The 26,882-nt window shown below is 69.7% G+C and carries 25 protein-coding genes and 1 pseudogene; 12 read left to right on the top strand and 14 right to left on the bottom strand.

The annotated features are described in order from the left end of the window. Positions 1-21 precede the first annotated feature (21 nt). From J7I98_RS18650 to J7I98_RS18640, 3 genes are all read right to left on the bottom strand, one after another. The gene (locus tag J7I98_RS18650; RefSeq protein WP_214921872.1) at positions 22-495 is read right to left on the bottom strand and encodes a VOC family protein; all 474 of its coding nucleotides are present in this window, start codon (positions 493-495) and stop codon (positions 22-24) included. Positions 496-591: 96 nt separating this feature from the next. Next, entirely contained in the window at positions 592-1,377 is a 786-nt protein-coding gene (locus J7I98_RS18645; RefSeq protein WP_214921871.1) for a peptidoglycan recognition protein, read from the bottom strand. Between the two features lie 117 nt (positions 1,378-1,494). After that, complete coding sequence (locus J7I98_RS18640; RefSeq protein ID WP_214921870.1) at positions 1,495-2,409, bottom strand: NADP-dependent oxidoreductase; 915 nt, start codon at positions 2,407-2,409, stop codon at positions 1,495-1,497. Positions 2,410-2,548: 139 nt separating this feature from the next. Here J7I98_RS18640 and J7I98_RS42270 point away from each other — a divergent pair, with 139 nt between their 5' ends. Further along, entirely contained in the window at positions 2,549-3,901 is a 1,353-nt protein-coding gene (locus tag J7I98_RS42270) for a LuxR C-terminal-related transcriptional regulator (protein ID WP_214921869.1), read from the top strand. A gap of 11 nt (positions 3,902-3,912) precedes the next feature. Here J7I98_RS42270 and J7I98_RS18630 read toward each other — a convergent pair whose 3' ends face one another. Further along, complete coding sequence (locus J7I98_RS18630; RefSeq protein ID WP_214921868.1) at positions 3,913-4,467, bottom strand: NADPH-dependent FMN reductase; 555 nt, start codon at positions 4,465-4,467, stop codon at positions 3,913-3,915. Positions 4,468-4,674: 207 nt separating this feature from the next. On the opposite strand from J7I98_RS18630, the gene J7I98_RS18625 reads away from it, so the two are divergent. Next, complete coding sequence (locus J7I98_RS18625) at positions 4,675-5,574, top strand: S1 family peptidase (protein ID WP_214921867.1); 900 nt, start codon at positions 4,675-4,677, stop codon at positions 5,572-5,574. A gap of 37 nt (positions 5,575-5,611) precedes the next feature. Here J7I98_RS18625 and J7I98_RS18620 read toward each other — a convergent pair. Both J7I98_RS18620 and J7I98_RS41115 read right to left on the bottom strand, forming a co-directional pair. Continuing rightward, positions 5,612-6,597, bottom strand: a pseudogene (locus J7I98_RS18620) (FAD-binding protein); the annotation flags it as partial. After that, positions 6,598-7,446 carry an FAD-dependent oxidoreductase gene (locus J7I98_RS41115; RefSeq protein WP_285438048.1) on the bottom strand — a complete coding sequence of 283 codons (849 nt, stop codon included), beginning with the start codon at positions 7,444-7,446 and terminating at the stop codon, positions 6,598-6,600. 351 nt (positions 7,447-7,797) lie between these two features. On the opposite strand from J7I98_RS41115, the gene J7I98_RS18610 reads away from it, so the two are divergent. Next, positions 7,798-9,228, top strand: a complete 1,431-nt coding sequence (locus tag J7I98_RS18610) for a nucleobase:cation symporter-2 family protein (RefSeq protein ID WP_214921866.1) — start codon at positions 7,798-7,800, stop codon at positions 9,226-9,228. Between the two features lie 108 nt (positions 9,229-9,336). Here the strand turns inward: J7I98_RS18610 and J7I98_RS18605 are convergent, their stop codons facing one another. Further along, complete coding sequence (locus tag J7I98_RS18605) at positions 9,337-10,059, bottom strand: helix-turn-helix domain-containing protein (RefSeq protein WP_214921865.1); 723 nt, start codon at positions 10,057-10,059, stop codon at positions 9,337-9,339. A 255-nt stretch (positions 10,060-10,314) separates the two neighbouring features. Between J7I98_RS18605 and J7I98_RS18600 the strand changes: the two genes are divergently transcribed. Continuing rightward, positions 10,315-11,373, top strand: coding sequence for a LacI family DNA-binding transcriptional regulator (locus tag J7I98_RS18600; RefSeq protein WP_214921864.1), 1,059 nt, complete (start codon positions 10,315-10,317; stop codon positions 11,371-11,373). Here J7I98_RS18600 and J7I98_RS18595 read toward each other — a convergent pair. From J7I98_RS18595 to J7I98_RS18575, 5 genes are all read right to left on the bottom strand, one after another. After that, positions 11,357-12,067: a sulfite exporter TauE/SafE family protein gene (locus J7I98_RS18595; RefSeq protein WP_214921863.1), complete on the bottom strand. Its 711-nt coding sequence runs from the start codon at positions 12,065-12,067 to the stop codon at positions 11,357-11,359. The two genes, J7I98_RS18600 and J7I98_RS18595, sit on opposite strands and share 17 nt — an antisense overlap. After that, on the bottom strand, positions 12,064-13,473 hold the full coding sequence (locus J7I98_RS18590; RefSeq protein WP_214921862.1) for an amidohydrolase family protein: 1,410 nt from the start codon (positions 13,471-13,473) through the stop codon (positions 12,064-12,066). Before J7I98_RS18590 ends, J7I98_RS18595 begins: the two co-directional genes overlap by 4 nt. A 43-nt stretch (positions 13,474-13,516) precedes the next feature. Continuing rightward, a complete protein-coding gene (locus J7I98_RS18585) occupies positions 13,517-14,929 on the bottom strand; it encodes a uracil-xanthine permease family protein (RefSeq protein ID WP_308377854.1) in 1,413 nt (470 codons plus the stop codon). Between the two features lie 156 nt (positions 14,930-15,085). Continuing rightward, on the bottom strand, positions 15,086-15,889 hold the full coding sequence (locus tag J7I98_RS18580; RefSeq protein ID WP_214921861.1) for a hypothetical protein: 804 nt from the start codon (positions 15,887-15,889) through the stop codon (positions 15,086-15,088). Positions 15,890-15,980: 91 nt separating this feature from the next. After that, on the bottom strand, positions 15,981-18,323 hold the full coding sequence (locus J7I98_RS18575) for a hypothetical protein (protein ID WP_214921860.1): 2,343 nt from the start codon (positions 18,321-18,323) through the stop codon (positions 15,981-15,983). Between the two features lie 234 nt (positions 18,324-18,557). Here J7I98_RS18575 and J7I98_RS18570 point away from each other — a divergent pair, with 234 nt between their 5' ends. Both J7I98_RS18570 and J7I98_RS18565 read left to right on the top strand, forming a co-directional pair. After that, a complete protein-coding gene (locus J7I98_RS18570) occupies positions 18,558-19,088 on the top strand; it encodes a SigE family RNA polymerase sigma factor (protein ID WP_214921859.1) in 531 nt (176 codons plus the stop codon). Beyond that, entirely contained in the window at positions 19,081-19,737 is a 657-nt protein-coding gene (locus J7I98_RS18565; protein ID WP_214921858.1) for a hypothetical protein, read from the top strand. The genes J7I98_RS18570 and J7I98_RS18565 overlap by 8 nt, the downstream gene beginning before the upstream one ends. A gap of 32 nt (positions 19,738-19,769) precedes the next feature. Here J7I98_RS18565 and J7I98_RS42265 read toward each other — a convergent pair whose 3' ends face one another. Continuing rightward, a complete protein-coding gene (locus tag J7I98_RS42265; protein WP_214921857.1) occupies positions 19,770-20,945 on the bottom strand; it encodes an amidase domain-containing protein in 1,176 nt (391 codons plus the stop codon). A gap of 151 nt (positions 20,946-21,096) precedes the next feature. Next, complete coding sequence (locus J7I98_RS18555; protein WP_214921856.1) at positions 21,097-21,567, bottom strand: Lrp/AsnC family transcriptional regulator; 471 nt, start codon at positions 21,565-21,567, stop codon at positions 21,097-21,099. Between the two features lie 170 nt (positions 21,568-21,737). Here J7I98_RS18555 and J7I98_RS18550 point away from each other — a divergent pair, with 170 nt between their 5' ends. The 6 genes from J7I98_RS18550 to J7I98_RS18525 all read left to right on the top strand — a co-directional run bounded on the left by J7I98_RS18550 (position 21,738) and on the right by J7I98_RS18525 (position 26,702). Next, positions 21,738-22,718 (top strand): DMT family transporter, encoded by a 981-nt coding sequence (locus tag J7I98_RS18550; protein WP_251020841.1) that lies wholly within the window; start codon positions 21,738-21,740, stop codon positions 22,716-22,718. Next, on the top strand, positions 22,711-23,931 hold the full coding sequence (locus J7I98_RS18545) for an aromatic amino acid transaminase (protein ID WP_214921855.1): 1,221 nt from the start codon (positions 22,711-22,713) through the stop codon (positions 23,929-23,931). Before J7I98_RS18550 ends, J7I98_RS18545 begins: the two co-directional genes overlap by 8 nt. A gap of 421 nt (positions 23,932-24,352) precedes the next feature. Beyond that, positions 24,353-24,559, top strand: coding sequence for a hypothetical protein (locus J7I98_RS18540; protein WP_214921854.1), 207 nt, complete (start codon positions 24,353-24,355; stop codon positions 24,557-24,559). Then, positions 24,543-25,067, top strand: a complete 525-nt coding sequence (locus J7I98_RS18535) for a DUF6879 family protein (protein ID WP_214921853.1) — start codon at positions 24,543-24,545, stop codon at positions 25,065-25,067. Before J7I98_RS18540 ends, J7I98_RS18535 begins: the two co-directional genes overlap by 17 nt. Next, positions 25,057-25,899 carry a helix-turn-helix transcriptional regulator gene (locus tag J7I98_RS18530; protein WP_214921852.1) on the top strand — a complete coding sequence of 281 codons (843 nt, stop codon included), beginning with the start codon at positions 25,057-25,059 and terminating at the stop codon, positions 25,897-25,899. The genes J7I98_RS18535 and J7I98_RS18530 overlap by 11 nt, the downstream gene beginning before the upstream one ends. A gap of 596 nt (positions 25,900-26,495) precedes the next feature. Then, the gene (locus tag J7I98_RS18525; protein ID WP_214921851.1) at positions 26,496-26,702 is read left to right on the top strand and encodes a DUF397 domain-containing protein; all 207 of its coding nucleotides are present in this window, start codon (positions 26,496-26,498) and stop codon (positions 26,700-26,702) included. Positions 26,703-26,882 lie beyond the last annotated feature (180 nt).

Here is a 26,882-nt window from a genome sequence, read left to right as displayed (position 1 = left end):
CTCCGGAGCGTGGTTGCCCGGTCACTCTCCTGCGGCGTGCCGCAGCGCCGGAATGTCGATCTTCTTCATCCCGAGCATGGCCTGCATGGCCCGGCCGGCCTTCTCGGAGTCCGGGTCGCGCAGCAGCTCCGTCAGCGCCCGGGGAACGATCTGCCAGGACAGGCCGTACTTGTCCTTGAGCCACCCGCAGGACCCTTCCGAACCGCCGCCGGCGGTGAGCTTGGCCCAGAGGTCGTCGACCTCCTCCTGCGACACGCAGTCGACGTACAACGAGACGGCTTCGGTGAAGGGGAACTCGGGGCCGCCGTTGAGCGCCATGAAGCTCTGGCCCTCCAGTTCGAACGTCACGAGCATGACGGAGCCCGGCTTGCCCGGCCCTGTGTCCCCGTAGTGCTGCACATCCAGCACGCGGGAGTTGCCGAAGACGGATGTGTAGAACTCCGCGGCCTCCTCCGCCTGGTCGTCGAACCACAGAAACGTGTTGATCTTCTGCATGGGGTTCCTCCTGGCTGGGCGCGAGCGGACGCACGCGAGCGAATGCGGCTGAAGGGTGGACCTGCCGCGGCACCGGAACTCATCGCTCGCTTCCGGCTACCTGCCCTGGAGGCGGGCAGCGATCTCCCTGATCGCGGGCAGTTCGGCCATCAGCGCACCGCCCGGGCAGATCGTTTGGTAGCCGTCGCTGTGCCCCGACACGGCGTAGAACAGCGCAGTCGTCCCTTTTCGGTACTTGCTCAGGCTGTTCGAAGACTCCAGCCGCACCCTGGAGCGCGGGTCGATGTCCGACACACCGAGCTTCCAGGCGACGATCGCCGCGATGGCATCGATCATGCGCTGCGGGACCGGCACGCCCTCGGTGTACCTGCCGATGGCGGCTATGCCCACCGTGCGCCGGTTGAAGCCCTGGGCGTGCGCCCCGACGACGGGCTGGTCGATGCCTCCGGCGCGGCCCTCGTAGATGGTGCCACAGCGGTCGACGAGGAAGTTGTAGCCGATGTCGTCCCAGTGCTTGGCACCGGCCTGGCCGCGGTACACGGTGCTGATGATGCGTGGGGCGTCGGCGCAGTCGTAGCCGTTCGGCGAGTTGGTGTGGTGGACGAAGACCGCCTCGATGCGGTCGGCAAAGCGGGCGGGCGGGCGACGGTACGTATCCCGGGCGAGCCACTTCGACCGGGGCACGATGCTCGGATACGGGGCGAGGTGCGGCGATATGCGGCGTACCGGGGCGGCGGCCGCCGGCATCAGGGACGTGTGCGGAGGCTGATCGCCGGCCCGTACGCCGGACACCGCAGGGTCGACCCCCGCCGCGCACAGCAGCAGGAGCCCCAGGGCACTCGCCCCGGGCACACAGCACAGCGCCACACGGAAGACGCGCATGGTCACACTCTCGGCCTGCCCGGGGCTGCCCGCGACACGCGCTGTGCCGAATGGGTGAAGACGCTGCGGCACCCCCGCCGGGCCCCACCGGCGGAAGTGCCTCTGCGCGTCACGTCCTCAGGGCCTGATGATCAGCTTGCCCCGTGCGTGTCCCGCCTCGCTCAGCTCCAGTGCCTTCGCCGCGTCCGCCAGCGGGAAGACCTCGGCGATCCGGACGTCCAGCCGGCCCTCGGCGGCGAGACGGGCGTGCTCGGCCAGGCCCGCGCGGATGGCCTCCGGGGCCGTGCCGCCCGCCGAGAAGGCGACTCCGTGGTCGGCGGCGTTCGGGTCCGCGATGGTGACGACGCGGTCGGCCGCGCCGCCGAGCAGCTCGATCGAGAGCGGCAGCACGCCCTGGCCCGCCGTGTCGAACACCGCGTCCACGCCCTGCGGAGCGGCGGCCCGGACGCGCGCGCCGAGACCGTCGCCGTACACGACGGGGATCGCGCCGAGCGAGCGCAGATAGTCGTGATTGGCTTCGGACGCCGTGCCGACGACCGTGATGCCCGCGGCCACCGCGAGCTGCACCGCGACCGAGCCGACCACTCCCGCCGCGCCGTGCAGCAGCAGGGTTTCGCCGGTCTTCACCCGCAGCTGGTCGAGGACGCGTTGGGCCGTCTCGCCCGCCACGGGGAGGGCCGCCGCCCGCTCCCAGGTCAGTGCGGCGGGCTTGGCGGCGATGTGACCGGCCAGCGCGTATTCGGCGTACGCACCGGTCGTCGTCCAGCCGAAGACCTCGTCGCCGACTGCCGCGTGAGTCACGCCTTCGCCGACCGCGTCCACGATCCCGGCGAACTCCAGCCCGGGTATCGCCGGGAACGTCGTCGGGAAGAGCTGCTCCATCGTGCCGTACCGGATCTTGTAGTCGAGCGGGTTCACGCCGGCCGTCACCACCTTGACCCGGACTTCGCCCGCGCCGGGCTCCGGCTTCACGGCCTGGCCGTGGCGCAGTACTTCCGGGCCGCCGAACGTCTCGTAAACGATCGCTTCCATGACTGACTCCCCGCTGATACGGATCGGTTGACGGCTCAAGCCTCGACGGGCGGGGCGCCGGCTCCGGCCCGTCTTTGGGACAGTCCGACCTGGCCGAAAGACCAGCCGTGGGCGGGGCGGCGCTCGTTACGCTGGCCGAATGGAGCTGACACTGACCGGGGCCGTGAGGTCCGTGACCTTCCTGCCTTCGCAGGCCGCCACCCCTGCCGCCGTCCCGGCCCAGGCCCTCACGCCCGGCGCCGGCACCCTGGCAGCCCTGTCGGCCGGTTACGACGTCATCCGGCAGCCGCTGGGCGAGATCCTGCCCCGGCTGTCCGCGACCCTGGCCGAGCTGGTTCCGCACCTGGCCGCCGCCGAACTGTCCACCCACTGCGCGCACTCGCCGTTCAAGGCGGTCGGCGAGCCGGAGTTCGCCGCGCGGATCAGCGCCGCGGATCTGGAACCGCTGTTCGTCGCCGGCATCCCCCGACAGCCCTGGCAAGGCACGGCGAGGATCGCAGGGGCCGAGCGGTCCGTGGTCGCCGTGATGACCGACGCGACGGCGAGGGGTGCGCTCCTCGTGCTCGTACGTGACGACGACGCTCCGCCGGTCGACGAGAGCGCCCTCGCCGTCGCGCAGGCGCTGTGGTCCCTGGTGACCAGTCACTTCGAACGGTTCGCGTCGGAGGCGACCCCCGGCGCCCTGGCCCGCTCACGCGCCGCGGCCGACACCCGGGCCCGGGTGATCGCGGAGCTGGGCGAAACGCACTCGGCCGCGCTGACCGGGCTGTTGGGGGTCCTGCGCAGCCGCAGCCTCGACGACGCGGCCGCGCGGGCCACCGCCACCGAGCTGGCCGTGTCCGCGCTGATCGAACTGCGCGCCGAGGCCGACCGGGACAAGGCCGTCGCCGAGGAACGGGCCGACGAGGCGTTCGCCCGGCTCGCGGACTCGCTGCGACCGCTGCTGCGCCACAGCCCCGTACGCCTGGAACTCGGCCCGCCCGACTCCGTCCGCAGGGTCGCGGCCGATGTGGCGCACGCGGCGCGGGCGATCGTACGCGCGGTGCTGCTGACCGCGCTGGAACAGGAGCCGATGACGCGCGTTCATGTGGGCTGGCAGGTGACCGAGCAGGAGTTGCGTGCGACCGTACGGGACGACGGTCCCGGCGCACTGTCGATGTGCAAGCTGGGTCCGGCGCGGATCACCGACCGGCTGGACGTACTCGGCGGACGGCTCGACCTGGACGCGGTGCCGGGCTGGGGGACGACGGTCACCGCGGTCATCCCGCTGACGACGCCCGACGCCCCGGCGTCCACCGATCCGCTCAGCTCACTGGGTGCGCGCGAGCTGGAGGTCCTCACGCGGCTCGCGCTCGGCCACCGCAACCGGGTGATCGCGCAGGAACTGCACATCAGCGAATCGACGGTGAAGTTCCATGTCGCGAAGATCCTGACCAAGCTGGGGGTCGGGTCGCGGGGCGAGGCGGCCGCGCTGTTCCACGCGGCGGCGTAGGTCAGCCGAGTTCAGTGGCGATCAAGGGAAGTGGCGTGCTCTGTCAGCGCGGTGAGCTTCGTCAGAATTTCACCGCGCAGTTCCGGATCATGTACGAGCCCGTCGGCGCCGACAGCCTGGCGGGGCACGGGAATGCGAGCGCAGGCGTCCTCGACAATGCGGGCGCCGGTGTAACCGAGCACCCGGCGCAGTGATTCGTGTGCGGAGACCGCGCCGGTGGGCGCGCTGGAGACGTTGATCCACGCGCACGGCTTTTCGCCGATCTCCACGCCGCCGACCGTCCAGTCGAGCAGGTTCTTGAACGAACCGGGCAGAGCGCCCGCGTACTCCGGCGTACAGAACAGCAGCGCGTCCGCGGCCCCGATCCGCGCGCGCAGGTCGGCGACGGCGGGGTGCAGTGGGGCGTGGTCGTCGTCGGGGTTGAAGTGCGGCAATGTGCCAAGTCCCGTGTAGAGAGTGGCCGTTACGCCCTCGGGCGTGACCGCCATCGCGGTCCTGAGCGTCGCCTCATTGACCGAACCCGCCCGGACGCTGCCGCACATCATCAAAACCTTGATCGTTGACATCGGCGCAGGGTACCTCGCGTACGCCCGGAGCCGGCCGGACGAGGCGTGCGTACCGCCCACTTGAGAGACGGCCGCCGGTCTTGTGCACACCGAGCCGCCTCCTCAATACTCGGCGCAGCGCCTGTCAGGGACACGCCACCGCTGTCCCCTGACGCGCCTCACAGGGCCCCTCACCCCCCGGGCCCCGACGCTCCTAGGAGGAGACCAGTGAGGATCACGCGCACCACTTCCCGCACCGGCACAGCGAGACGCACCACGCTCGCCACTCTCGCCGCCGTCGCCGCCGTCGCCGCCGGCCTGCTGACGGCCACCGCCGTCACCCTGCCGCAGGCCCAGGCAGCAGCCTCCCGCACCTTCAGCGCCACCCAGCTCGCCGAGGTCGACCGGGCCGTACTCAACGCCGATGTCGGCGGCACCACATGGCACGTGGACCGGGAGAGCGGCCGGGTCGTCGTGACCGCCGACAGCACCGTGTCCGCGGCCGGCCTCTCGAAGCTCAGGAAGGCGGCGGGCGCCGACGCGGGCGCGCTGCGGATCGAGCGCACCGCCGGGAAGTTCACCCGGCTCCTCGGGCCCGGCGACGCCATCTACGGCAGCGGCTACCGCTGTTCGCTCGGCTTCAACGTCGTCAGCGGCAGCACCCATTACTTCCTCACCGCAGGTCACTGCGGCAACGTCGTCAAGACCTGGTACGCCAACTCCGCCCAGAGCACGCTGATCGGCCCCACCGTGGGCTCCAGCTTCCCCGGCAACGACTACGCGCTGGTCCGCTACGACAATGCCTCGCTCAGCCACCCGGGCGGATTCACCGCCGCCAACGCCTTCGTCGGCGAGTCGGTCAAGCGCAGCGGTTCCACCACCGGCACCAAGAGCGGAACGGTCACCGCGCTCAACGTCACCGTCCACTACAGCGGCGGCGGCACCGTCCGCGGCATGATCCAGACCAACGTGTGCGCCGAGCCGGGCGACTCCGGCGGCGCCCTGTACGACGGCACGAAGGCGCTCGGCATCACCTCCGGCGGCAGCGGCAACTGCTCCGTCGGCGGTACGACGTTCTACCAGCCCGTGCCGGAAGCCCTCGCCAAGTACCGGGTCTCCCTCTCCTGAGCCGCCTCCGCACTGAGCCGCATCTGCCGAGCCGCGTCTACTGCGCCGCCAGGTCCTGGGCCGCGATGTAGCCGAAGGTCATGGCAGGCCCGATCGTCGAACCCGCGCCCGCGTAGCTGTGGCCCATGACGGCGGCGCTGGCATTCCCGGCGGCGTAGAGCCCCGGAATGACAGTGCCGTCGGCCCGCAGCACCCAGGCGCGGGCGTCAGTGCGCATTCCGCCCTTGGTGCCGAGGTCACCAGGGACGATCTTGAACGCGTAGAAGGGAGCCAGCCACAGCGGAGCCAGGCATGAGCTGGGGTGGATTCCGGGGTCCGTGTAGTAGTGGTCGTACGCACTGTCGCCACGGCGGAAGTCGGAATCCGCCCCGCTTCGCGCGAAGCCGTTGAATCGGTCGACGGTGGCGCGCAGGGCGGCCCCCGGAACGCCGATCCGCCGGGCCAGGAGATCCAGGGTCCATGCCTTGTGCACGGCCCCGGATTCGTACCAGGCGGCCGGGAACGGCAGCGTCGGCGCGACGTCCTTGAAGAGATAGCGGTTGCGGTAGTTCTGGTCGACGATCAGCCAGGCCGGGATGTCCGGATCGGTCGCGTCACGCTCGTACATGGTGTGTACGACATCGCTGTACGGGCCGGCCTCATTGACGAAGCGCGCCCCGGCGGCGTTGATGAGGAGCCCGCCGGGCAGCGTGCGTTCGGCCAGGCAGAAGTACGGCTGGCCGGGCAGTGGGATCGTCGGTCCCCACCAGGCGTCGTTCATCAGGTCGAGTGCGGCCCCGGCCCGTTGGCCCGCCCGGATGCCGTCGCCGGTGTTCTCCTTGGCGCCGACGGTCCAGTCGGTGCCGATGGGCTGCTGCTGGTACTGCTCGCGCATGGCGGCGTTGTGCTCGAGTCCCGTGTCACCGTCACCCCGGTGACGGCGCCGTTCTCGATGCGCAGATCGGTCAGTGGGGTGTTCAGCCAGACCGGCACGTGGGCGGCGAGCAGCCCGGCGGCCAGCGACTGGCCCATGGTGAGGGGTCGTCAGCTGCTTGCCGGGGAGCGTGCACTAGGGCGGTTTAACTCGATCGTGTGATGGTCGGCTTCCGGGCTTGCGGCCTCCTGGGCCGTCCGGATTAACGTGATCGTGTGATCTGGGACGCCGGGTACGGCGCCAGCGTGCGGGGCCCCTGCTCCACCGGAGTGATGGTTCAGGGCCTCCCCGTCGCCTCTGGCCGTACCCATTTGGCCAGATCGCGCAGGGAACCGACCTCCCGGGCCCGGACCACGCACAGGATGCGTGTCACCGCCCCGGGGTTGAGTACGCCGGGGACCAGTGCGCCCAAGACCGTTCGGGGCGTGCGGCTGAGCAGATTCACTCCTGCTCAGTCCAGAGGAACGGTAGTAGTCGCTGTACCCCCACCGGAAGGTGAGCGGGCTGTTGTCCATGACGAAGGAGATCATGGCGGGACCGTGGGCGAGGAAGGCCTGCTGCCGGTCCGCGGGCACGTCGTCGCCGACCACCGCGGCGAGGTAGGCGGCGGCCTTCGCCGGGGTGTCCGGCACTCCGGCGGCGAGGATCACCGGGTTGTTCGGTATCCAGATGCCGGCGCCGGACCGGGCGGCCGACCCTCCGTACGTCGGTGCCTTCTCGACGACGACGCAGCTCAGCCCCCGCTCGGCGGCGGTCAGGGCGGCCGTCATCCCCGCCGCCCCGGCGCCGACCACCACGACGTCGTACTCGCCGAGAACCGGCACGTCCTGCTCCGCCCGGGCGGGCTGAGCGGCTGCAGCCACGGGGCCGGGCAGCAGGCCGACGGCGAGCCCGGCCCCCGTTCCGTACAGCACCTGTCTGCGGGAGGGGCGTCCGGAAGGATCCGCGCTCGTGGTCATCGGCAGTCACTCCCCGGTAGTCAGGCTCTGACACTGCGTCAGGAATCTGGCGCGGGGGCTGTCCGATGCCAAGGGCCGCAGGTTACTCGCGAGGAATGACAAGGTTGCTCTAAGGTGAACGCTCCGATCGAATACACCTGCGTATCCCATGAATAAATAGGGCTTCGCTGTGCCGATCGAAGGATGTCCTGCCAATCCAGGACACAAATAGTCAGTGCAGGGCGACGTGGTGTCGGCAACTCCGCCAGACGTCGGCTCCGTACGAGCCGATCGGCCCCTCGTCCCGCCATCCGGGACTCGAAGGCGGCGGTCTCCTCTCAATCACCTACCTCGCGCGAAGGCAAGGCAGAGATGGCACGAGATTCCCGGCAGTCCTCCCGGCAGCTCCCCCGACAGCGGCCCCATCCCGTCGACGAGCTGCTCCCCCTCCCCAAACTCACCCTCTACGGATTCCAGCACATCCTCGCGTTCTACGCGGCAGCGGTGATCGTCCCTGTTCTCCTCGGAAACGCCCTCGGGCTGTCCGAGCAGGAGCTCGTCTACCTGATCAACGCGGACCTGCTGACCTGCGGCGTCGCCACGATCATCCAGGCCCTCGGCATATGGAAGGTGGGCGCCAGACTGCCGCTGGTCCAGGGCGTCACCTTCACCGCGGTCTCGCCCATGGTCGCCATCGGCCTGGGGGCGGGCGGCGGCACCGCGGGGCTGCTCGTCGTCTACGGTGCGGTGATCACGGCCGGTATGGCGACGTTCCTACTCGCACCGTTCTTCAGCAAGCTGGTGAAGTACTTCCCGCCGGTCGTCATCGGCACGATTCTCACCATCATCGGCCTCACGCTGATCCCGGTGGGCCTGCAGGACGCGGCCGGCGGGGCGCATCTCATCGGCGAGCCCGCGTACGGGGATCCGAAGAACCTCGCGTACGCCCTCGGCACTCTGGTCTTCATCCTGGCCGTGGTCCGGGTCGGCAAGCCGTTCCTGAGCAGCCTGGCCGTGCTGATGGGACTGGTCCTCGGTACGGCGGTGGCCTGGATGTTCGGCGACGCGCATTTCGGCGCGGTGAAGGACGCCGACTGGTTCGGGGTCACCACACCGTTCCACTACGGCATGCCCGAGTTCGAGCTGCTGCCGATCATCGCCATGACCGTCGTCATGCTGATCACGATGGTGGAGACCACCGGCGACGTCTATGCCATCGGGGAGATCACCCGCAAGAAGGTCGACAGCGACACGGTGGCCAGGGCCCTGCGCGCCGACGGCTTCGCCACCGTGCTCGGCGGCGTCCTCAATTCGTTCCCTTATGTGGCATTCGCGGAAAACATCGGCCTTGTGCGGATGTCGAGAATCATGAGCCGGTACGTCGTCGTAGCGGCCGGCGTTTTCATGATCGTCCTGGGAGTGCTGCCGAAAGCGGGCAGCCTGGTCGCCGCAATTCCGCACCCGGTGCTCGGGGGCGCGGCGATCTCGATGTTCGGCATGGTGGCGGCGGTCGGCATCCAGATCCTGGGCAAGGTCGATCTGCGCGAGGAGCGCAACGCTCTGATCCTGGCGGTCAGCCTCGGCGCCGCGCTGCTGCCGACCACGGTCGCGCCCTTCTTCGACGGGATGCCGGACGACGTCCGGGCGGTCCTCGACAGCGGGATCACGCTGGGCGGCCTGACCGCCATCGTCCTGAATCTCTTCTTCAACGTCTTCACGCGCCGCAAGACGACGGAGATCGACTGGGACGACATCGAGGAGGGCGGTTCGGCGGATCCGTACACCGGTGCGGCCGCCCGCTGAGCCGCGCCGGTGGCTGTTGCGGGGCCGGGAGGGACATCCACTCCCTCACCGGCCCGCGACCGCCGTACGCCGGGCGCTGCACGCCGGGGCTCCACGCCGTCCGCCCGCTCAGTCGCCCACCGCATTGAACGGCGGCACGTCCCCCGCCTCGCCGATCAGCTCCCAGAAGTGGTCCACCAGCCGCCGCAGATACGCGGAGCGCTCCGCCGCGACCTCCTTCAGCCGGGCGTCGTCGTTGCGGCCCACCAGGTGCCCCATGTAGCGCTCGGAGAACTCGGCGAACTCCGCGTGCATCTCGCGCAGCGCGTCGCCGACCCGGGTCTCGTTGACCGCGACGATCTCCGCGACCGGCACGACGTACACCTTCCAGCGTCCGTCGATCGCCGCGCGCAGATGCCCGGCCAACTCGTCGACCCGGCCCATGATTCCGACCAGATGCCGCAGGGACAGCCCCAGGATCTCCACCAGAGCCCGGGTCTGCCGGGGGTCTCCTCCCCATTGCTGCCGCGCCTCCGCCGCCCGGTAGTCGGCCGCGTCCATGCCGATCCGGTACGCGACCCGCTCCACGCTCAGCTGCCGGGCCAGCCGGTGCTCGGCGAGCGTCCGTGGTTCGACGCCCATCAGCGTCGTGGAGGTGCACCACAGGACATCGGCCAGGGCGAAGAGCTGAGGCTCCGACGGCACATGGGTGCCCTGCTCCCAGGCGGCGATCAGGTCCGGGTGGACGGGGGCGCCGCATGCGGCCATGGAGTGGGCGACCTGAGCCGTGGTCAGGCCCATGCGGGCCCGGGCGGATCTGGCCTCTACGGGGGAAAACGGAGTGCTGTACACGTACGAGACACCTCGCTGCACCCGGCGTACACAGGGCGCTTGGGGGGAGAGGGACTGTGGCCGAACATCCAGGAGCGGGCAGATTAACAGATGGTCCAGTGGTGCGAAGCGCCAACTTCCCTTCGATATGAAGGCGTAATGGCTGCCACAGGGAGCAAGAAGGTGAAGACTGGAGGCAGACGGCACAGGTCGGCGAAGATGTGACTGTCACCCGTCCCGTCATGAGTGCGTGAGTGCGCGAGGAGCGTCTGCCCGATGGCCAGTCCCGGTTCCCCCACCCGGCCGCCGACGATCTCCGACGTCGCCAGGGCCGCATCGGTGTCGCGGACGACCGTGTCCCATGCGCTCAACGGACTCGGCAAGGTCGACCCCCGGACCCGCGAACGTATCAAGAAGGCCGCCGCCGAGCTCGGTTACCGGCCGAATCTGCGTGCCCAGCGTCTGCGCCGCGGCCAGGCGAAGGCGATCGCGCTCGCCTCCTCCATGCCGTTCGCAGTGGCCGGCGGGCCCTCCCGGCTCGGCTTCTACATGGAGGTCGCCGCCTCGGCCGCGGAGACGGCCCTGCTGCACGACTACGCACTCGTACTCGTACCGCCGGTCCAGTCCGGCTCGGCCCTGTACTCCGTGGACATCGACGGCGCGATCGTCGTCGAGCCCGACGAGAACGACGTGGCCGTGGCGCAGTTGCGCGAGCGCGGTCTGCCGTACGTCGCACTCGGCCGGCAGGTGTCACCGTCGCCCGGCGACGACGCCCCGTACGTCGACCTGCACGGCGGGCCGGTCGCCGAGCTGCTCCTGGCCCACCTGCGCGAGCAGGGCGCCCGCCACCCCGCGCTGCTGATCGGCGCGGGCGCGCGCCACTCCGCCGTCGACGCCCGCGCCGCGTTCGAGCGCACCGCCGCCGAGCACGGCTGGGCGCCGCTCACCGTCACCGCCCCGGAGGAGGGCGGCGAACAGGCCGGGTACGACCGCTGCGCGGCCCTGCTGGCCGAGCACCCGGAGGTCGACGCAGTCTGCGCGCTCGTGGACGCCTTCGCGGTGGGCGCCGTACGCGCGATCCACGACAGCGGCCGGAGGATCCCGGACGACGTCATGGTGGTCACCCGGTACGACGGGCTGCGGGCCCGGACCTGCGAGCCACCGCTCACCGCCGTCGACCTGCAACTGGACCGGGCAGCCGCCGAGGCGGTGGAGCTGCTGCTCCACCGCCTGACCGAGCCCGCCGCCGCGACCGCGGACGCGGTGCCCGCGCCCGCGCCGCGCATCGTCGCCCGGGCCTCTTCACTGCGGGCCGGTGTCACGGAGCCAGGATGAGCACCGCCCCGGAGACGAGGGCGAAGACCAGGACGAGCGGGCGCATCTTCGCGGCGTCGATCCGGTGGTGCACGAGCCGGCTCAGCCACGCCCCGGCGGCGAGGGCGGGCAGCAGCAGCGCGGCCCAGCCCAGCTGCGCCGGACTGCCCTCCCCCGTCGCGAACAGCAGCGCGAGCGAGGCGACCTCCCCGACGAGGAAGCACACGGCGACCGTGGACCGCAGCTCCGCCGGAGGGCGGTGCTGGTAGACCAGGGCCAGCGGCGGGCCGCCGACGCCCGTCGCGGTCTCCGTGAGCCCGGTGACGACCCCGGCCCCGAGATACGCCGCCCGGCCGGGCGTGAACGCGGGCGCCGCCAGGCTCACGGCCGCTGCCAGCACGGTCGCCGCCCCGACGACAAGGCCCAGGCTGTCGTCGGGCACCGCCCAGAGCAGGAGCAGCCCGCCCGGGGTCGCCGCCAGCCGCGCTGCCGTGATCCAGCCCGCTCCGCGCAGATCGAGGGAGTGGCGCTCGCGCCAGGCGACGTACACATTGAGCGGAATCATCGACGCGAGGACGAACACCGGGAGCAGGCCGGGATCGAGGAGTCCGGCCACGGGCGCGACGATCAGTGCGAATCCGAGCCCGCTGGTTCCCTGGACGAACGCGGCGGTCGCCACTACGACGGCGAGGACGGCCACCGTTTCGGTGCTCATCGTGCCGCGCTCCGCGCCTGTGCCTGTGCCTGTGCCTGTGCCCGTGCCTCGGTGGATGTGGGGTGGACGCGGGTCACCGAGGCCCGCCGTACCGCCTCCCTGCCCAGTTCGGCCGCCCGCCGTACGAAAGCCGGGCCGTCCCAGTCGACCGGCCATCCGCGCCACAGGCGCAGCCGCCCGGCGACGAACACGGCGCTGATCTGGTCGCGGTTGCCGCGCCGTACGAGCTCCCACGGCAGGTCCCAGGTCGGCTGCATTTCCGGGCCGCTGACGTCGACGAGGAGGAAGTCGGCTGCCAGGCCGTCGGCGATCCGGCCGGTACGGGCTCCGAGGCCGACGGCGTCGGCGCCTCCCGGGCCCCCGCGCTCCAGCCAGGTCCAGCCGGCGCCGCAGGACGAGTCGCCGGTGGCCAGGCCGTACGTGATGCGCTGGGCGAACTCGGCGGCCTCGACCAGGCGGAACGCGTCGCCGCGGGTGCCGTCCGTACCCAGTCCGAAGCGGATCCCGCGTTCGGCCATGGTGGTCGCCGGGGCCACCGCGTTGCCCTTCCAGGCGCTGGCTACGGGGTTGTAGCTCACGGCGGTTCCGGTGTCGGCGAGCAGGGTCAGTTCGGCGGGGGTGAGGAGGGTGGCGTGAGCGGCCAGCAACTGCGGTCCCAGGGCGCCCACTTGATACAGATACTCCAAGGGGCGCATCCCGTGGCCGACGAAAGAACGCTCCACGCCCGCGAGATGCTCGTTGACATGGATCTGGACGACGGCCCCCGCCTCGGCGGCCAGCCGGGCGGTGTCGCGCAGGGTGTCCGCGGTCGCGGCCTCCGGTATGGAGATCGCGAGCGACGGGTGGACCAGGTCGTCGTCGGCGTAACGGGCAAGGTGCTTCTCGGCGTTGGGCAGAGCAGAAGCGGTGCCGGTGTCGGCGTCGTTGCAGACGAGCCCGAGCACGCAGCGGATCCCGGCGTCACGGGTGGCCGAGGCCACCGCCTCCAGGTCGACGGCCGCACGGGTGCCCGCGTCGGCGACGGTGGTGAATCCGCCGCGCAGCGACTCCAGTGCCGCCAGTTTCGCCGCCGCGTACGCCGACTCCTCGTCGAGGGCGCCCTCCAGGGGGACCCATACCCGGCGGAAGATCTCGGAGGGCTCACCGAAGGCCAGCGCCGAGCCGAAGCTCTGCGTCAAGTGGTGGTGGGCGTCGACGAATCCGGGCATCAGTACGTGGCCGGGGAGCCGGACGGGAACCAGGTGCGGGTAGGTCCGCTCCAGTTGTCCGGCCCGTCCGACGGAGGCGAAGGCACCTTCGGCGACCACGGCCGCGTATCCGTCCATCAGGCCGTCGGGCGTCAGTACCGCGTCGGGTACGAGGAGCAGCACATCGGCCCCGAGAAGGTCGGGAGTCAGGTCGGTCATCGATCTCTTTCGTTACAGGTTTCGCGACAGGTCTCGTGCCGGATCAGGCATGCGGGACGGCGTCGCGGGGTTCGCCCTCGTCGACGGGGGCGGTGGCGTGTTCGGCGGACCGGGTGGATGTGCGCGACAGCCGCGGCCGCACGTGATGGAAGAGGACGTTGAGGAAGGCGGCGACGAAGGCTCCGACTGCGACGCCGCTTTCGAGGAGGATGCGGGCGTTCGGCGGGAAGCCGCCGTACACACCGGGAATCAGGATGGGCAGAAGCCCCAGGGCCAGCGCGACGGCGCAGATGAAGGTGCTGGTGTGCCGGTCGAGGTCGGACCGCCCGAGCATCTGCACGCCGAGCACGGTGATCACGGCGAAGACGACCATGGCCGTTCCGCCGACGACGGCCGACGGGACCACGCTGATGGCGCGCGTGACCGGCGCGAGGAAGCCGATGGCGATGAGCACGACGCCCGCGGCGGCAGTGACGTAGCGGCTGCGTACGCCGGTGACTCGTACGATCCCGATGTTCTCGCCGCTCGTCACCATCAGCGGCAGCCCGAAAAACCCGCCGAAGAGGGACGTGGCGGCGTCACCGCGGATGGTCTTGGGCACATCGGTGCGCTTGTCGATGTCCTTGCCGACGGCTTCCGCGTTGATCACGGTCTGTCCGGTCGCCTCCGCCATGGAGGCGAGGCTGTACAGCATCAGCGGCAGCGCGGCGATCAGGTTGAACTCGGGCGAGCCGAACGGCATCAACTGCGGGACGTTGACGAGTCCGCCCTCGGCTGCCCGCCCGAAGTCGACACTGCCGAGCACGAAGGCCAGAGCGGTGCCTGCGATCAGCCCGAGCATGACCGCGAGTTGCCGCAGCACACCGGTGAACACCAGATAGAAGGCGACGGTGAAACCGATCGTCGCCATGCCCAGCATCAGGTTGGTGGTGTCGGCGAAGCCGGGCTCCCCCGGCCGTCCGGTGACCAGTACCGCGCCGACCTTCACCAGATTCACGCCGACGATGACGATCATCGTGCCGATGACGAGGGCGGGGAAGAACTTGAGCAGCCGCGAGAAGACGGGCAGCACGACGAAGTAGAAGGCGGCCGTGATGATCACCGCGCCGCTCGCGGTCCGGAGGCCGTGCTGCTCGGCGATGGCCAGGAAGAGGATGAGCGGGGCGCCGCCGGGCAGCATGACGAACGGCAGCTTGGGCCCGAATTTCCATGGCCCCAGCGACTGGATCAGCGAGCCGGCTCCGGAGAGCACGAAGGCCGCCGAGAGCAGATTGACGGTGAGGCCGGGGTCGAGATGGAGCGTGGCGCTCATCAGGAAGATCGCCGAGATGGGGGTCGCGGCCATGACGAGGACGTGCTGGATGCCGAAGAGCAGAATCCTGCTGAGCGGGCGGGATTCGTCTACGGGGTGGGTGGGCTGGGTGGCGCTGGTGGGCATGGGGCGGGGACTGGACACGTTCGAGCTCCGTTCGGCTCGCTCCGGTTTCAGCCGAGATCCGGCCCTGGACGGGGGACCAAATCGATTCGGCCAAATCGATTTGGCCGCCAGTATGTGAGGGCCGGAAGGGCGCGTCAAGGGATCCGGCAGTGTTCCGTGAGGCGGGTGAGGAGCTCAGGCGCCAGGATGTCCCAGATCTCCGCAGCCCGTCTCGTCCGGCAGCAGTGGGCGGAAGTCGAGGTGGTACGTACGACCGCCCGGGGCACGCCACAGGGTTTCCGGGGTGGCGGCGCGGGCCAGGCGCTGGGCGGCGCGGCTGGCATCCGGGGCGAGGGCCGTGCACTGGCCCTCGCGGGTGGGCATGCCGGTGAGGCCCGGATCGTCATACGGCCAGACGACCGGCTCTGCGTCCTCGTCCCCGCCCTCGACCGGCGTCGCGAAGACGGCCAGCGAGGCCGGTGTGTAGGGGCGCGGTCCGCTCTCGAAGGCCGTGTCCGGCCATTTCGCCGGGTCCGTCCGCGCGCGGAATTCCGCGATCTCGTCCGCCTGGAGGGGCAGCTCCGCCGCGTCGGGCTCGGGCCGCGACGCGCCGGTACGTCGCGCTTCGGCAACCGTGAGCGCAAGCACTCCCCCGTCGACCACCTCCGGCGATTCGACGGCAGTACGGGCCGTCGCATACGCGTCCCTGTACAGGTCTCGTACCCGCTCGCCTGTCAGGCGGCGGACCGTGGCCGTCTGCAGGGCGCCCGTGCGGCCGGAAGGCGTGATCGCCCGGCCGTCGCCGTAGAGCGAGAGCCGGGGCAGGCCGCGCAGGATCTGCGGGGACGGGGTGCCGGGGATCTCCCGTACACCGACCAGGAGTTCGGCGGGCCCGACCGAGGGCGGCTCCGGGGCCGCGGGGCTCTGGGGGCCGGCGCAGGACGTGCCGAATGCCAGGAGAGCCATCAGCAGGGCCGGGGCGGTCAGGGCGGTACGCATGTGAATGGGACGGGCGCACGGGACCTTCCGGTTCCGTACGCCCGTCCCTTCCTTCATGTGCCGGTGCCTAACCTCGCGTACAGAGTGAAGGTCAGGACTTGGTCAGCGTGTACGTACCGCTGCCCGCCTTGTTGACGACCACCAGACCGTGGCAGCCCTCCGGCAGGGTGACCGCGACCGACTCCGGCTGGCCGGGGCCGCCCGCCGTACCGCTCTCGGCAGCCCCGGAACGGGAGTCGACGTTGTCGGCCCCGGTCCGGTCCGCGTCGAAGACGAAGAGCTCCGCGTCCTGACCCGTACCGGACGGAGTCACGGTGTACGTCGCCTTCTCGCCCGCCGTCAGGCAGATGTCCCAGACGGCGGCGAGTCGGCCCGCGCCGAGGGTGACGGTCGGAGAGCCGCTGAAGATGCCCTCGGTCTCGTCGGCCTCGATCCGGTAGTCGCCGGTGCCGCTGACGTCGCTGACCCGCGGGTAGTAGTCGCCCGCCTCGCGGCGGTTGGAGTTCACCGCGACGAAGTCGGTGACACCGGCCGCCTGCCCGCTGAAGCCCAGCAGCTGGTTCTGGGCCTGGTCGTCGTACAGCGACAGGTCGTAGTCCGCGGTGGCCGGAGGGCGCACTGCGACGACGGACCAGAAGCGCATCACTGTGTCGAAGCGGTAGTTGTGGTCCGGCTCGGGGGTGGGGCGTTCGAGCGGGACGTGGTTGGTGAGCGGGTTGCGGAAGCCGTAGTCGACGGTGTTCTGGAAGAGGCTGCCGAGCGCCGGTGCGCCCACCTCGTGGCCGTCGCCGGCCCGGTGGTTCCAGTACTCCTGGAAGGTGGTGTCCCGGTGGTTGAGGAAGGTGTTCCAGACGTTGGTCAGGCCCTCCCCGTACTGGTCCCAGGGGGCCTCGCCGACGCCGTCGACCAGGTCCCAGAGCGCGCCCGCCACCCGGCCCTCGACGGCGTCGCCGTTGTCCCAGCCGGCCGTTCCCCAGGTGTGGTTCTCGAAGTCGACGGTGAAGGGTGATACGCCCCCGTCGACGTAGACCGGATCGTTGAAGACCGCCACGCCGTACCAGTCGCCGAACCCTTCCGACCATGCGCAGGGCCGACTGGAGGTCCGGGTGATGATGTGCGGGGACGGGCACTGGGTGTCGAAGGTGTTGTCGTCGTAGACGTCGTCCATCACCGCGTGGCCGATTTCATGGGCGACGACATTGCGGTCGTCGGCGTCCTGCGGCACGAGGTAGATCTCGTCCTCGCCGGGGCGGTAGAAGGAGCCGCCCGGGTCGTCGTCCGGGTGCCAGTTGATGTCGATGCGACGGCAGTCGGTGTCCTTGGAGTCCCAGCAGTCACCGGGCGTCCACGCCGAGGCGGCATTGGCCCAGCTGTAGGCGCGGAGCGAGCCGTGCAGGCGGGCATCGGTGGGGTGCAGGGCGCCGAAGTCGGTGGTGGTGCCGTCGCCGAGGTTGTCGCGCTGTCCGCTGCGGAACTCGTATTCGTCGTCATCGTCGCGCTCGACGCCCCACTGGCCGTTCTGCGTGACGAACACGAGATAGACGTCCTGGCCGCCGCGTGCGTCGGTGCTGTTGTCGAAGCACAGCCGGTAGGCGCCGTTGTCGTCGGTGAGGCCGACGGTCAGGAGGTCGTCACTGTTGGCCGGGTCCTCGTCCCAGACCTGGACCTGGAGGTTGGCCGAGTTGCGCCAGGCGCCTCCGGCGTCCTGATAGTTGAAGGAGCCGCGTACGCAGGTCAGCGCCTGTGCGCCGACGCCCTGTCCCTCGGCGGCCGCAGGGTCGTCGGAGTGCGGCTCGGCGAGGCCCTCGGTGCCGAGTCCTTCGGCGGACAGCTCGGTGGGCGCGGTGGGCTTGGCGTCCTCGGGGACGGCCGAGGCCTCGAAGGGGCCCTTGGCGAGGCCGAGACGCGAGGACGCCTGGTCCTCACCGACCGTGGCCAGGACGGGCTCTTCGATGCCCACGCCGTAGCCCTTGGGCGGCAGCACCCGTACGCGTACCGACAGTTCGCCGCCGGCCACAGCCTCGACCGGCAGGGAGTAGGACGTTTTGCGCCCGGCCGTCAGATCGACGGTGCGTACGGCTGTGGTGACCGAACCGCCGTTGGCCGGCAGCGCGGAGGAGTGGCGCGAGACCTCGAAGCCGTCCGGGTCCCCGGCGAAACGCAGGGCCGCGGGGAGGTCGATCTCCACACGGGCGCCGGGTATGTCGATCCGGGGATCCAGCTTCACCGAGAGGGCGGCCGAACGGCCCTGGGAGATCTTGTGGTTGAACTTGGCGGTGACGCCCACACAGCGCACCCCCCGGTCCGGCTGGGCCTTGCAGGCCGCGGTACGCGCATCGCCGTCCGGTGCCGGCTCGGCGGACGCCGGTACGGCGGTCGTCCCGCCGACCAGCAGTACTGCCGAGAGCAGCACCGTGCCTAATCTTCGTCTCAAGAGAGTCCCCCTCCTCGTACGTGTCATGTCACGACCAACGGAGCACCGTCCGATGATGGCAGGACTCTTCACACCCGCTCCAGAAACGCTCAATGGTTTCGGAAATGGCTTATTCCGCACGCCTGTTGGCCGGACGGCTGCCGCGGCGCCACGGAACGCCATGGAACCTCGTCTCACCCCCGGGGCCTCTGACATGGTGAGGGTGGCCTGTGGCGGCGAGTGAGAGGCGAAGGGATGCGGAACGGCAGGGATGAGGCGTTCACGGCCTTCATGGCCGCGCGCTACGGCTCGCTCCTGCGTACGGCCACGCTGCTGACCGGCGGCGGCCGTTCGCGGGCCGAGGACCTGGCACAGGAGGCGCTGTTGCGTACGTACCGCGCCTGGCACCGGATCGGGCGCCTCGACGCGGCCGAGGCGTACACCCGCACCACGATGGTCCGGCTGCTGATCAAGGACCGCCGCAGGCACTGGCACGCGGAAATCCCTGCCGAGCGAATGCCGGAGATTCCTCGCCCGGGCCACGAGGACCAGGTGACGACCGCGGTCGCCGTACGCGAGCTGTTGCAGACCCTTTCTCCCGCCCAGCGGGCCGTCCTCGTGCTGCGCTTCTACCACCAGCTGACCGAGCGGGAGATCGCCGACGTGCTGGGCTGCTCGCCGGGCACGGTGAAGAGCCGTGCCGCCCGCGCCCTGGCCGCCCTGCGCGACAAAGGGTTCGTCACCGCGTCCGTACCCGACCGGGAGAGGGGTTCCGCCGATGACTGACCAGCAGCTTCCGGAGGAAGAGCAGGTGCGGCTACTGCTGATGGCCGCCGCAGAGCCGGAGGGCCGGGCCGCCGCACCCGGTACGGCCTTCACCGCCCGCGCCCGTCGGGGGCTGCTGCGCCGCCGCCTTGCCGTGGCGACGGCCACCGCCGCGATCGTCGCCGCCGCAGTCGTGGTCCCCACGGTGCTCGGAGGCCTCTTCGGGGACGACGAACCGGCCCCGACCGCCTCGGCCGACTGCCTTCGGACGGCGGCGCAGAAGATCAGAGACCGGCAGGAGCAGGGCTACCGGCCGGTGTACGGGACGCTGCGCGCCGGACGTATCGCGGTGGACGACGGGGTCACCAGGAGCTCCGCCTTCCGGTTCGACGTCGACGGTGCGCTGGCGGACGGCACCGGTGTGCCGTCCTCGGGCCGGGTCACCGTGTGGTACCCGACGGCTGAGGTCCAGCTCCCCGATCCCGGCCGATACGTTCTGCTGCTCGACCCGGCGGAACGTCCCGCCAAGGAGGGGGAGCACCTCTTCCACTTCGCCCCGGAGCAGGCGCTGCCGCTCGGCGACGACGGCCGCGTGACGCTGGAGTGCGCCGACGGCGGGAAGGGCGCGGTGGAGCGGGAGCAGCTGCGCGCCGCGGTGACCGAGCCGTAGCAGCGGCCACCGCGACGCACGCAACGCCGGTCTCAGGTACGGAAGTACCAGAACTTCTCACCGTCGCTGTGCTCCGCGATGATCTCGCTGAGCGGCCTGTTGAGCGTGTCCGTGGAGTGGTAGCTCATCTTCGGCATCCAGTCGTCCGTGAAGTCCGTGACCATCATGGTGTGGCCCGGCTGACCGGGGTCGCTGTAGCCGAAGATCTCGAACTGGACCACGTCCGCGATCGCGAGACTGGAGGGGCCGGACAACTCGTACACCCGCTCCGACTCGTCCCGCGCGAAACGCTGCCAGTTGGGCGCCCCGCCCCAGGTGTAGCTGTGCGGCGGGAGCGGCCACGGGTTGCCCGTGTACCACCAGACCGAGTCGCTCCGGTACCAGCCGAGGACCCGCTCCCAGCCGCCGGCCTTGAGGGCGTGCGAGATGAAGTTGGTGCAGTCGTTCTCGTCCCGGTCGTAGGGGACGTTGTCCTCCGGCTCCGGTTCGGCGTACTTGGTGGCGAAGGCCACCATCGCGCTGTAGTCGTACGCCGCCGCCGGGCGGACCCCGGTCCCTGCGGACGCCTTCTTCGCCGGATCGGTGATCTTCCCCTCTCCCTCGGCGGCCTCGGCGCGAAGCTCCTTGGCCGCCTTCCGGGCGGCGCTCAGTTCGGCCGGGTCGAGCTTCTCCGGCGTGGACAGGTTCGCCGGGCCGTCCAGCGTGGAGATCTTGGAGAGGGCCCAGTCCCCGTCGGTGCGGACGAAGGACAGGTTGTGCCGCACGGTGTAGCTGTACGGCTCGTCCTTGCTGCCCGCGAAGGTGTACTCCGTGTGCTCACGCACGCTGAGGCGTGCGGTGTCGCCCTGGGTGCGGACAGAGCCGACCGGGGTGAGCTCGGTATCGACACCCGAGTAGCGCACGCCGGCCAGTTCGTTGATGCCGAGCAGCTGCTCGCGGGCCTCCATCCGGTCGTCCCGTACGGCGCGGAACGCCTCGGCCACCTTGAGATCCTCGGCCTTGCGGGTCGCGCTGGCGGCCGTAGCACCGCCCTCCACGGTGATCGCGTTCTCACCGGCGAAGTAGGTCCGGGCGGCTTCGATCAGTGCCTTGTCCTCGGCGGGCGCGGGCTGCGCGGCCTGCGCCGGGCTGTTCCCGAGGACGGATACGGCTAACCCCGTGACGACTGCGGCGATCGCCGCCCGTCGCATTGCTGTGCGGATGATCACTGTTTCTCCCCTGTAACGAATGGCCTTCCCGCTGCGCGGCGCCTGCACGACGGGAGTTGATGGCGTACGTCGAGTGGTCGAGTACGACGCTAGCGACGGAGGCCAGGTATTGAGGTGCACTCGTCAAACGGGGCTGAAAAGCTACGACCGCTCAAACAGGTCGCGTGGCGGGGCTGGGGTATGTCCTGGACTGCTTCACGCTGCCGAACGCGAAACTCGATTCGATCGAGGAAATGCCGGGGATGGCGTGGATCCGGGTGCGCACCAGGACTTCGTACGCCTCGAGGCTCTCGATGACGACTCTGAGCAGGTAGTCACTGCTTCCCGCCATCAGGTAGCAGTCCTGGATGTGCTCGATGCGCCCGACGTGTTCCTCGAACACGTTGACGGCCTCGGCAGTGTGGCGTTCCAGGCGGACCCGTACGAAGACGGTGATCGGGAGCCCGAAGGCGACCTGGTCGACCATGGCCGTGTAGCCACGGATGAGCCCGGCCTGTTCGAGCCGACGTACCCGTCGCAAGCAGGGAGAGGGAGACAGGCGCACCCGGTCGGCGAGGTCCTGGTTGGACAGCCGTCCGTCCGCCTGCAACTCACGGATGATCAGTAGGTCGACAGCGTCCATCGTTCACTCCTTGGCAGATCCTGCCCCGAACGTAGGCCTGAGAGGCAGAAGAAGCAATCGGCTGCCTCGCTGATTGGCTTAGCGTTGCTCAGCGGGGCGGGGCCGGTTCTCGGCCAGGTACGGCGTGGCCGTTTCGTGCCCGTCGAAAGGTCAGAGACTGGAGGACTTCGTTGGTCGCGACGAACACCATGGGGGCGGCGGCGCCCTCCGGGGCGAGCCTGGAGGGCGACAGGGCCCGGACCGCGGGCCCACGGTTCTCCCCCAATGCGGTGGCCGGGCTCGCGCTGCTGCTGACCGTGGCGATCTGGGCCGCGTTCGCGCTCAGCGCCCGGGCGCTGAGCGCCTCCACTCTGCTGCCCGCCGACGCGGCTCTGCTGCGGTTCGGCACACCCCTGGTGATCCTGGCGCCCGCGCTGTGGCGGCGCCGACGGCGACTGGCCGCCGTGCGTCCGGCCACGGCTATGAAGATCATCTGCGGTGCCGGGGTGCCGTTCTTCCTGGCGGCCATGTACGGCGGTTCCCTCACGTCTGCCGCGTTCGTCGGCTCGCTCATCCCGGGAATGGTCCCGCTCTTCGTCTCCGCACTCATGGTCGCGAGCGGGCGCGGCGTTCCTCGCGGGACGCAGGCGGCCGGGCTCGTCCTGATCGCGGTCGGCGTCATCATCCTGGTCTGGCGCTACACGGTTGCGCTGGACGCGGACGTGCTTGTCGGTTGCGGGGTGCTCCTGGTCGCAAGCGGGCTGTGGGCCCTGTACACGGTGGGACTGCGGGAGGTGGACCTCGATCCCGTCGGCTCGATCGGGCTGCTGTGCCTGCCGTCGTTCGCCGTGATGGCGCTCCTGGTCGTGACCGGGGTACTTCCCACCGGCTTCGCGCACGCGGCGGGAAGCGACATCGCGCTGTTCTTCGGCGTACAGGGGCTGGGGGTCGGCCTGTGCGCCGGGCTGCTGTACGCGTTCGCGATCCGCAGGCTGGGCGCGGAGCGCAGTTCCGTCATAGGCAGCCTCAGCCCTGTTGCCGTTGTTCTCCTCGCCATCCCGCTGCTGGACGAGTCACCGACGCTCGCCGTGCTGATCGGCGTGCCCGTCCTCACCACCGGCGTCGTGCTCTCCAACCGACGCCCCCGACACAAGGTTCCCGCCGATGTTTGAGCTTCTCCCTCCCCCGCCTGCCGACCCGCTGTGGGACCTGTCTGCCGAGTTCGGCACCGATACGCGTCCCGAACGCCTGAACCTCGTGCTCGGCGTCTACCGTGACCACACCGGGGTCACCCCCGTCATGGCGGCCGTCCGTGAGGCCGAGATACGCCTGGCGGAGCGTTCCGCGTCCAAGGAGTACCGGGGGCTGTCGGGCAACGCCGCCTTCAACCGCGCGATGCTGTCCATGGTCCTGGGAGGCGCGGGCACGGCCGGCCGGGCAGCCGCGGTCCAGACCGTCGCGGGCACCGGAGCGCTGCGGCTGCTGGCCGACCTGGTGCGCCGGACGCGGCCGGGCGCAACGGTGTGGATCAGCGACCCTGCCTACGTCAACCACCGCCCCATTCTCGAAGCCGCCGGACTGACCGTACGGACGTACAGCTGGCTCGACGCCGAGGGGTGCTCGGACACGGCGGGCATGCTGCGAGACCTGCAGGACGCGCGGCGCGACGACGTCGTCCTGCTTCAGGGGTGCTGCCACAACCCCTCTGGGGTCGAGCTGTCCTTCGAAGCCTGGGAGGCCCTGGCCGAGCTGGCCGAGCACAACGGCTGGGTTCCGTTCATCGACCTCGCGTACCACGGGCTCGGTGACGGCCTGGAGGCGGACCTGCGGGCCACGCGCATGCTGGCGATGCGGGTTCCGGAGATGCTGATCGCCGTCAGCTGTTCGAAGAACTTCGGCCTCTACAGCGACCGTACCGGCTGCGCTGTAGTCCTCGGCCCGTCAGGGCAGGCACTGCGGCACGCCGAGACTTCGCTGCAGAACATCGCCCGGACGCTGTACTCCATGCCGCCGGAGCACGGTGCCGCTGTGGTGACCACCATCCTCGAGGACGAGGGGCTACGGGCCACGTGGCGGTCGGAACTCGACGTCATGCGCGGCAGAATCACGGCAAACCGGGCCGATCTGGTCGCCCACCTGGACGGCCTGGGGTGCGCCGGCCAGGCTCGGCCGCTCGCGCGGCAGAAGGGCATGTTCTCCACGCTGCCGCTCACGCCGGATCAAATGCGAGAGCTGCGCGAGGAGTTCGCCATATACGGCACAGCCTCGGGGCGGATCAATATCGCAGGGATCTCGGCACACCGGATCCCCTACCTCGCACGGGGCATCGCGGCGGTCCTCGGCACGATGGACCGGGTGCGGACCGTACAGTCGGCGGTTTCGTGAACTGACCGTCGCCCCGCACGCACAACGCGAAATGCTGGCCGGGATGAATCCCGACCAGCATTTCGCTTGATCAATCTTTATGTGTCCGAGGGGGGACTTGAACTCTCCACTCGGGCACCAGCCTCTGTGTGTCCTGACCTGCGCAAACGCCTGCGGTGGAGCGGTTGTTGGAGGCTGCGTTCTCCTCTTCTTTCCTGCTGTTTCTGCCCGTTCCCGGGGGCTGTTGGTCATGCGTTGGTCACGTGACCAACCTGCCCACGTGGTGCCCAAGGTCGTTCCCGGAGAGGCCGTCCGGACCGTGCGAGCGCCACAGGTTTATGCGACAACGCAAATATTGGTGTTGCCGCATGGACGGCGACGGCACGCCCTCCGTACGGTCGTGATGTCGCCCCACGAGGGGCGCGAGACAGGGGGTTTCACCATGGCTCGTGAGGAACTGACCCGACTGACCGGCAACGGGAACGGCGAGTGCGGAAAGGACGACTGCCCGAACGTCTACCGGACCGCATCCGGCTCGTTCGTTGTCCAGGGCGACGTGTCCAAAGCCTTCTCGGCCCCGCAGGGGGAGGGGCTCGTAGAGATCCCGGAGGAGACGCTGAGGGAGGCTTTCCGTGCGCTTGGCTGGTGAGGCATGGGCGGCGCGCTTCGAGGACTTCACACGGGAGGCATGGCGCCTGGAGCTCCTACCGCAGTACCTCATGCCGCAGGAAGAAGAGGAGTTCGCAGCGTTCCGCGCAGGTGCTCGTATTGAGCCCGGCACCGTGGCGAATGAGTACACCGACCGGCTACGCCGACAAGCGGCTGAGGGACGCACACAGGGCCGCGTCCACGTCGTTGCTCGCCCCCTGTCCGACTACCTGCGGTTTGAGTTCCACCACTACTACAGGGCCCACGCCTTGGCCGGGGAACAGATCCGTATTCTCGACATCACAGACAGGCCGAACCCTCTTGAGGGAGCGCAGGACTTCTGGATGTTCGACCATTCCGAAGTGGTCCTGATGAACTACCACCCGGACGGCAGGCAGATCAGCCGCGAAATACACGACGGCGATACGGCACCGTTCATCGAATACCAGAGGATCGCGGTAGCTGAGTCGGTGCCCTTCGAGGAGTACGTGAAGGGCCTTGACCTTTGAGCCTGAGGCCCTGGGTCAGTCCAAGGCGGACCTAGCGGCAGTCCTGAAGCAAGAGCGCAAGCGGGCCGGGTGGACTCAAATCCGGCTCGCTAAGCGCTGCAACATGAGCCAAACCAAGGTCAGCAACATAGAAAGCGGGAAGCTAACCCCCGCCATAGTCGACGTTGAGCTGATCCTTGACGCCCTTGGCGCAGAGGGGCCGCTAGCAGCCGAGATCCTCACCCTTGCCCGATCCGCAAACACGGAATGGCAAGACCACTGGAACTCCCGCCGCCGGGGCCTGGACAAGAAGCAGAATGAACTAGCCAGACTCGAAGCAGCTTCCACAGAGTTGCGGTACTTCCTGCTCTCCATGATTACCGGCTTGCTCGCCACACCTGACTACGTGCGTGCGAGCATCGCTGACGTTCCGGGAGACCAGTCCAAGACCATCGCTAGGAAGCTTGAGCGGCAAAGCGCCCTGGTCGACCCGGAGAAGAGGTTCACCTTCCTTCTCACGGAGCAGGCCGTCAGGTGGCCTTTGCTGCCACCTTTGGCAATGGCCATGCAGCTTGACCGACTGGTGTCCGTCTCCCGAATTCCGAACGTGCGTCTCGGCGTGATCCCGCTGAGTGGCCATATTCCGGAGCGGCCCCTCAATACGTTCACAGTCTATGACCGCCGACTGGCCACCGTGGAAACAGGGACAGGCGCCCTGATGCTCAGAGACCGCCGGGACGTGAACGCTTACCGCGAGGACTTCGAGAGGTACGAGGGATACGCCTTCTGGGGCGATGATTTCCGGTCACTCATCAGCGACTGGGCCGTGATCTTTAACCGACAACGCCAATAAACGTAGGCGCTTTCCACCCGCCGGACGACACTTGTCGGGCGCTCAAGACAGGCAGTCAGGGAGGCGGCAAGCGTGAGTAATCCGAGAACGATGAGTGGCCCGGTACACCTGTCTCTGCCGCGCACTCCGCCCGACCCTGCGCCAGGCTGCGAGGTGTGCGGGGCGTTGGTCTCTCAGCGGCAGGCGGCGCGGGACAGGGGTGACTTGTCGGCGGCGACGGATGCGGATGTGGAGATCAGGAATCACCCGCACAGGACGCGGGGGCGACGGTGACGGCGCGGGCGGCATTCCGGTACGTGGAGCACCGCATTACGGAGCACCCGAACACTGACGTGACCTTCGAAGCTGAGTGCCTGTGGTGCGACTGGAAAGCCACCCCTACGACGGACAGTTCGGCTGTGGATGTGGAGTGCATGAGTCACACCGGCCGGTCTGGCCACGCTGCCTTTCGGCGCATCCGTACGTCGTTCGCGATGGTGGTTCGCGCCGAGTAGAGACCCCCGCCCCGGTGGATCACGGCCCTAGGACAGCCAGAGTGCCCGCCGGGGCGGGGCAGCAGGTGCAGTGCGCCACTCCAACAGAGAGAGGTACCACGCATGACCGTGCCCGAATTCGAGTTCCGCACGTCCAGCGCGTGCCAGTACAACAACAACGACCCCCGCTGTGTCGAGGTCGCCACCAACGTTCCCGGCAAGGTGGTGGTCCGCAACTCCGTGAGCGGCCAGACGGTCGAGTTCACCGCCGTGGAGTGGGCGCAGTTCCTTCCTGGTGCCAAGCTGGGGGAGTTCGACGTCACAGCGTAGGGAGTCGTCATGCAGCAGTGCCCCCGGTGTGGTGGCAGCGTGGAGAGAGATCCGGAGCACTCCAGGGTGATGCGCTGCATGTCGTGCTGGGAAGCGTGGGCGCTGCCAACTGAACGACGCTGCCCAGGCGTAGGCCGGGGCACTTTCGCCCCGGCTCTGTGAGGTGCCCCCCGGAGTGTG

The organism is Streptomyces sp. ISL-98, assembly GCF_018614055.1.
GTDB lineage: Bacteria > Actinomycetota > Actinomycetes > Streptomycetales > Streptomycetaceae > Streptomyces > Streptomyces spiramyceticus.
The sequence above is the reverse complement of the archived record's forward strand: the minus strand, read 5'-3'. Positions and strand labels throughout refer to the sequence as shown.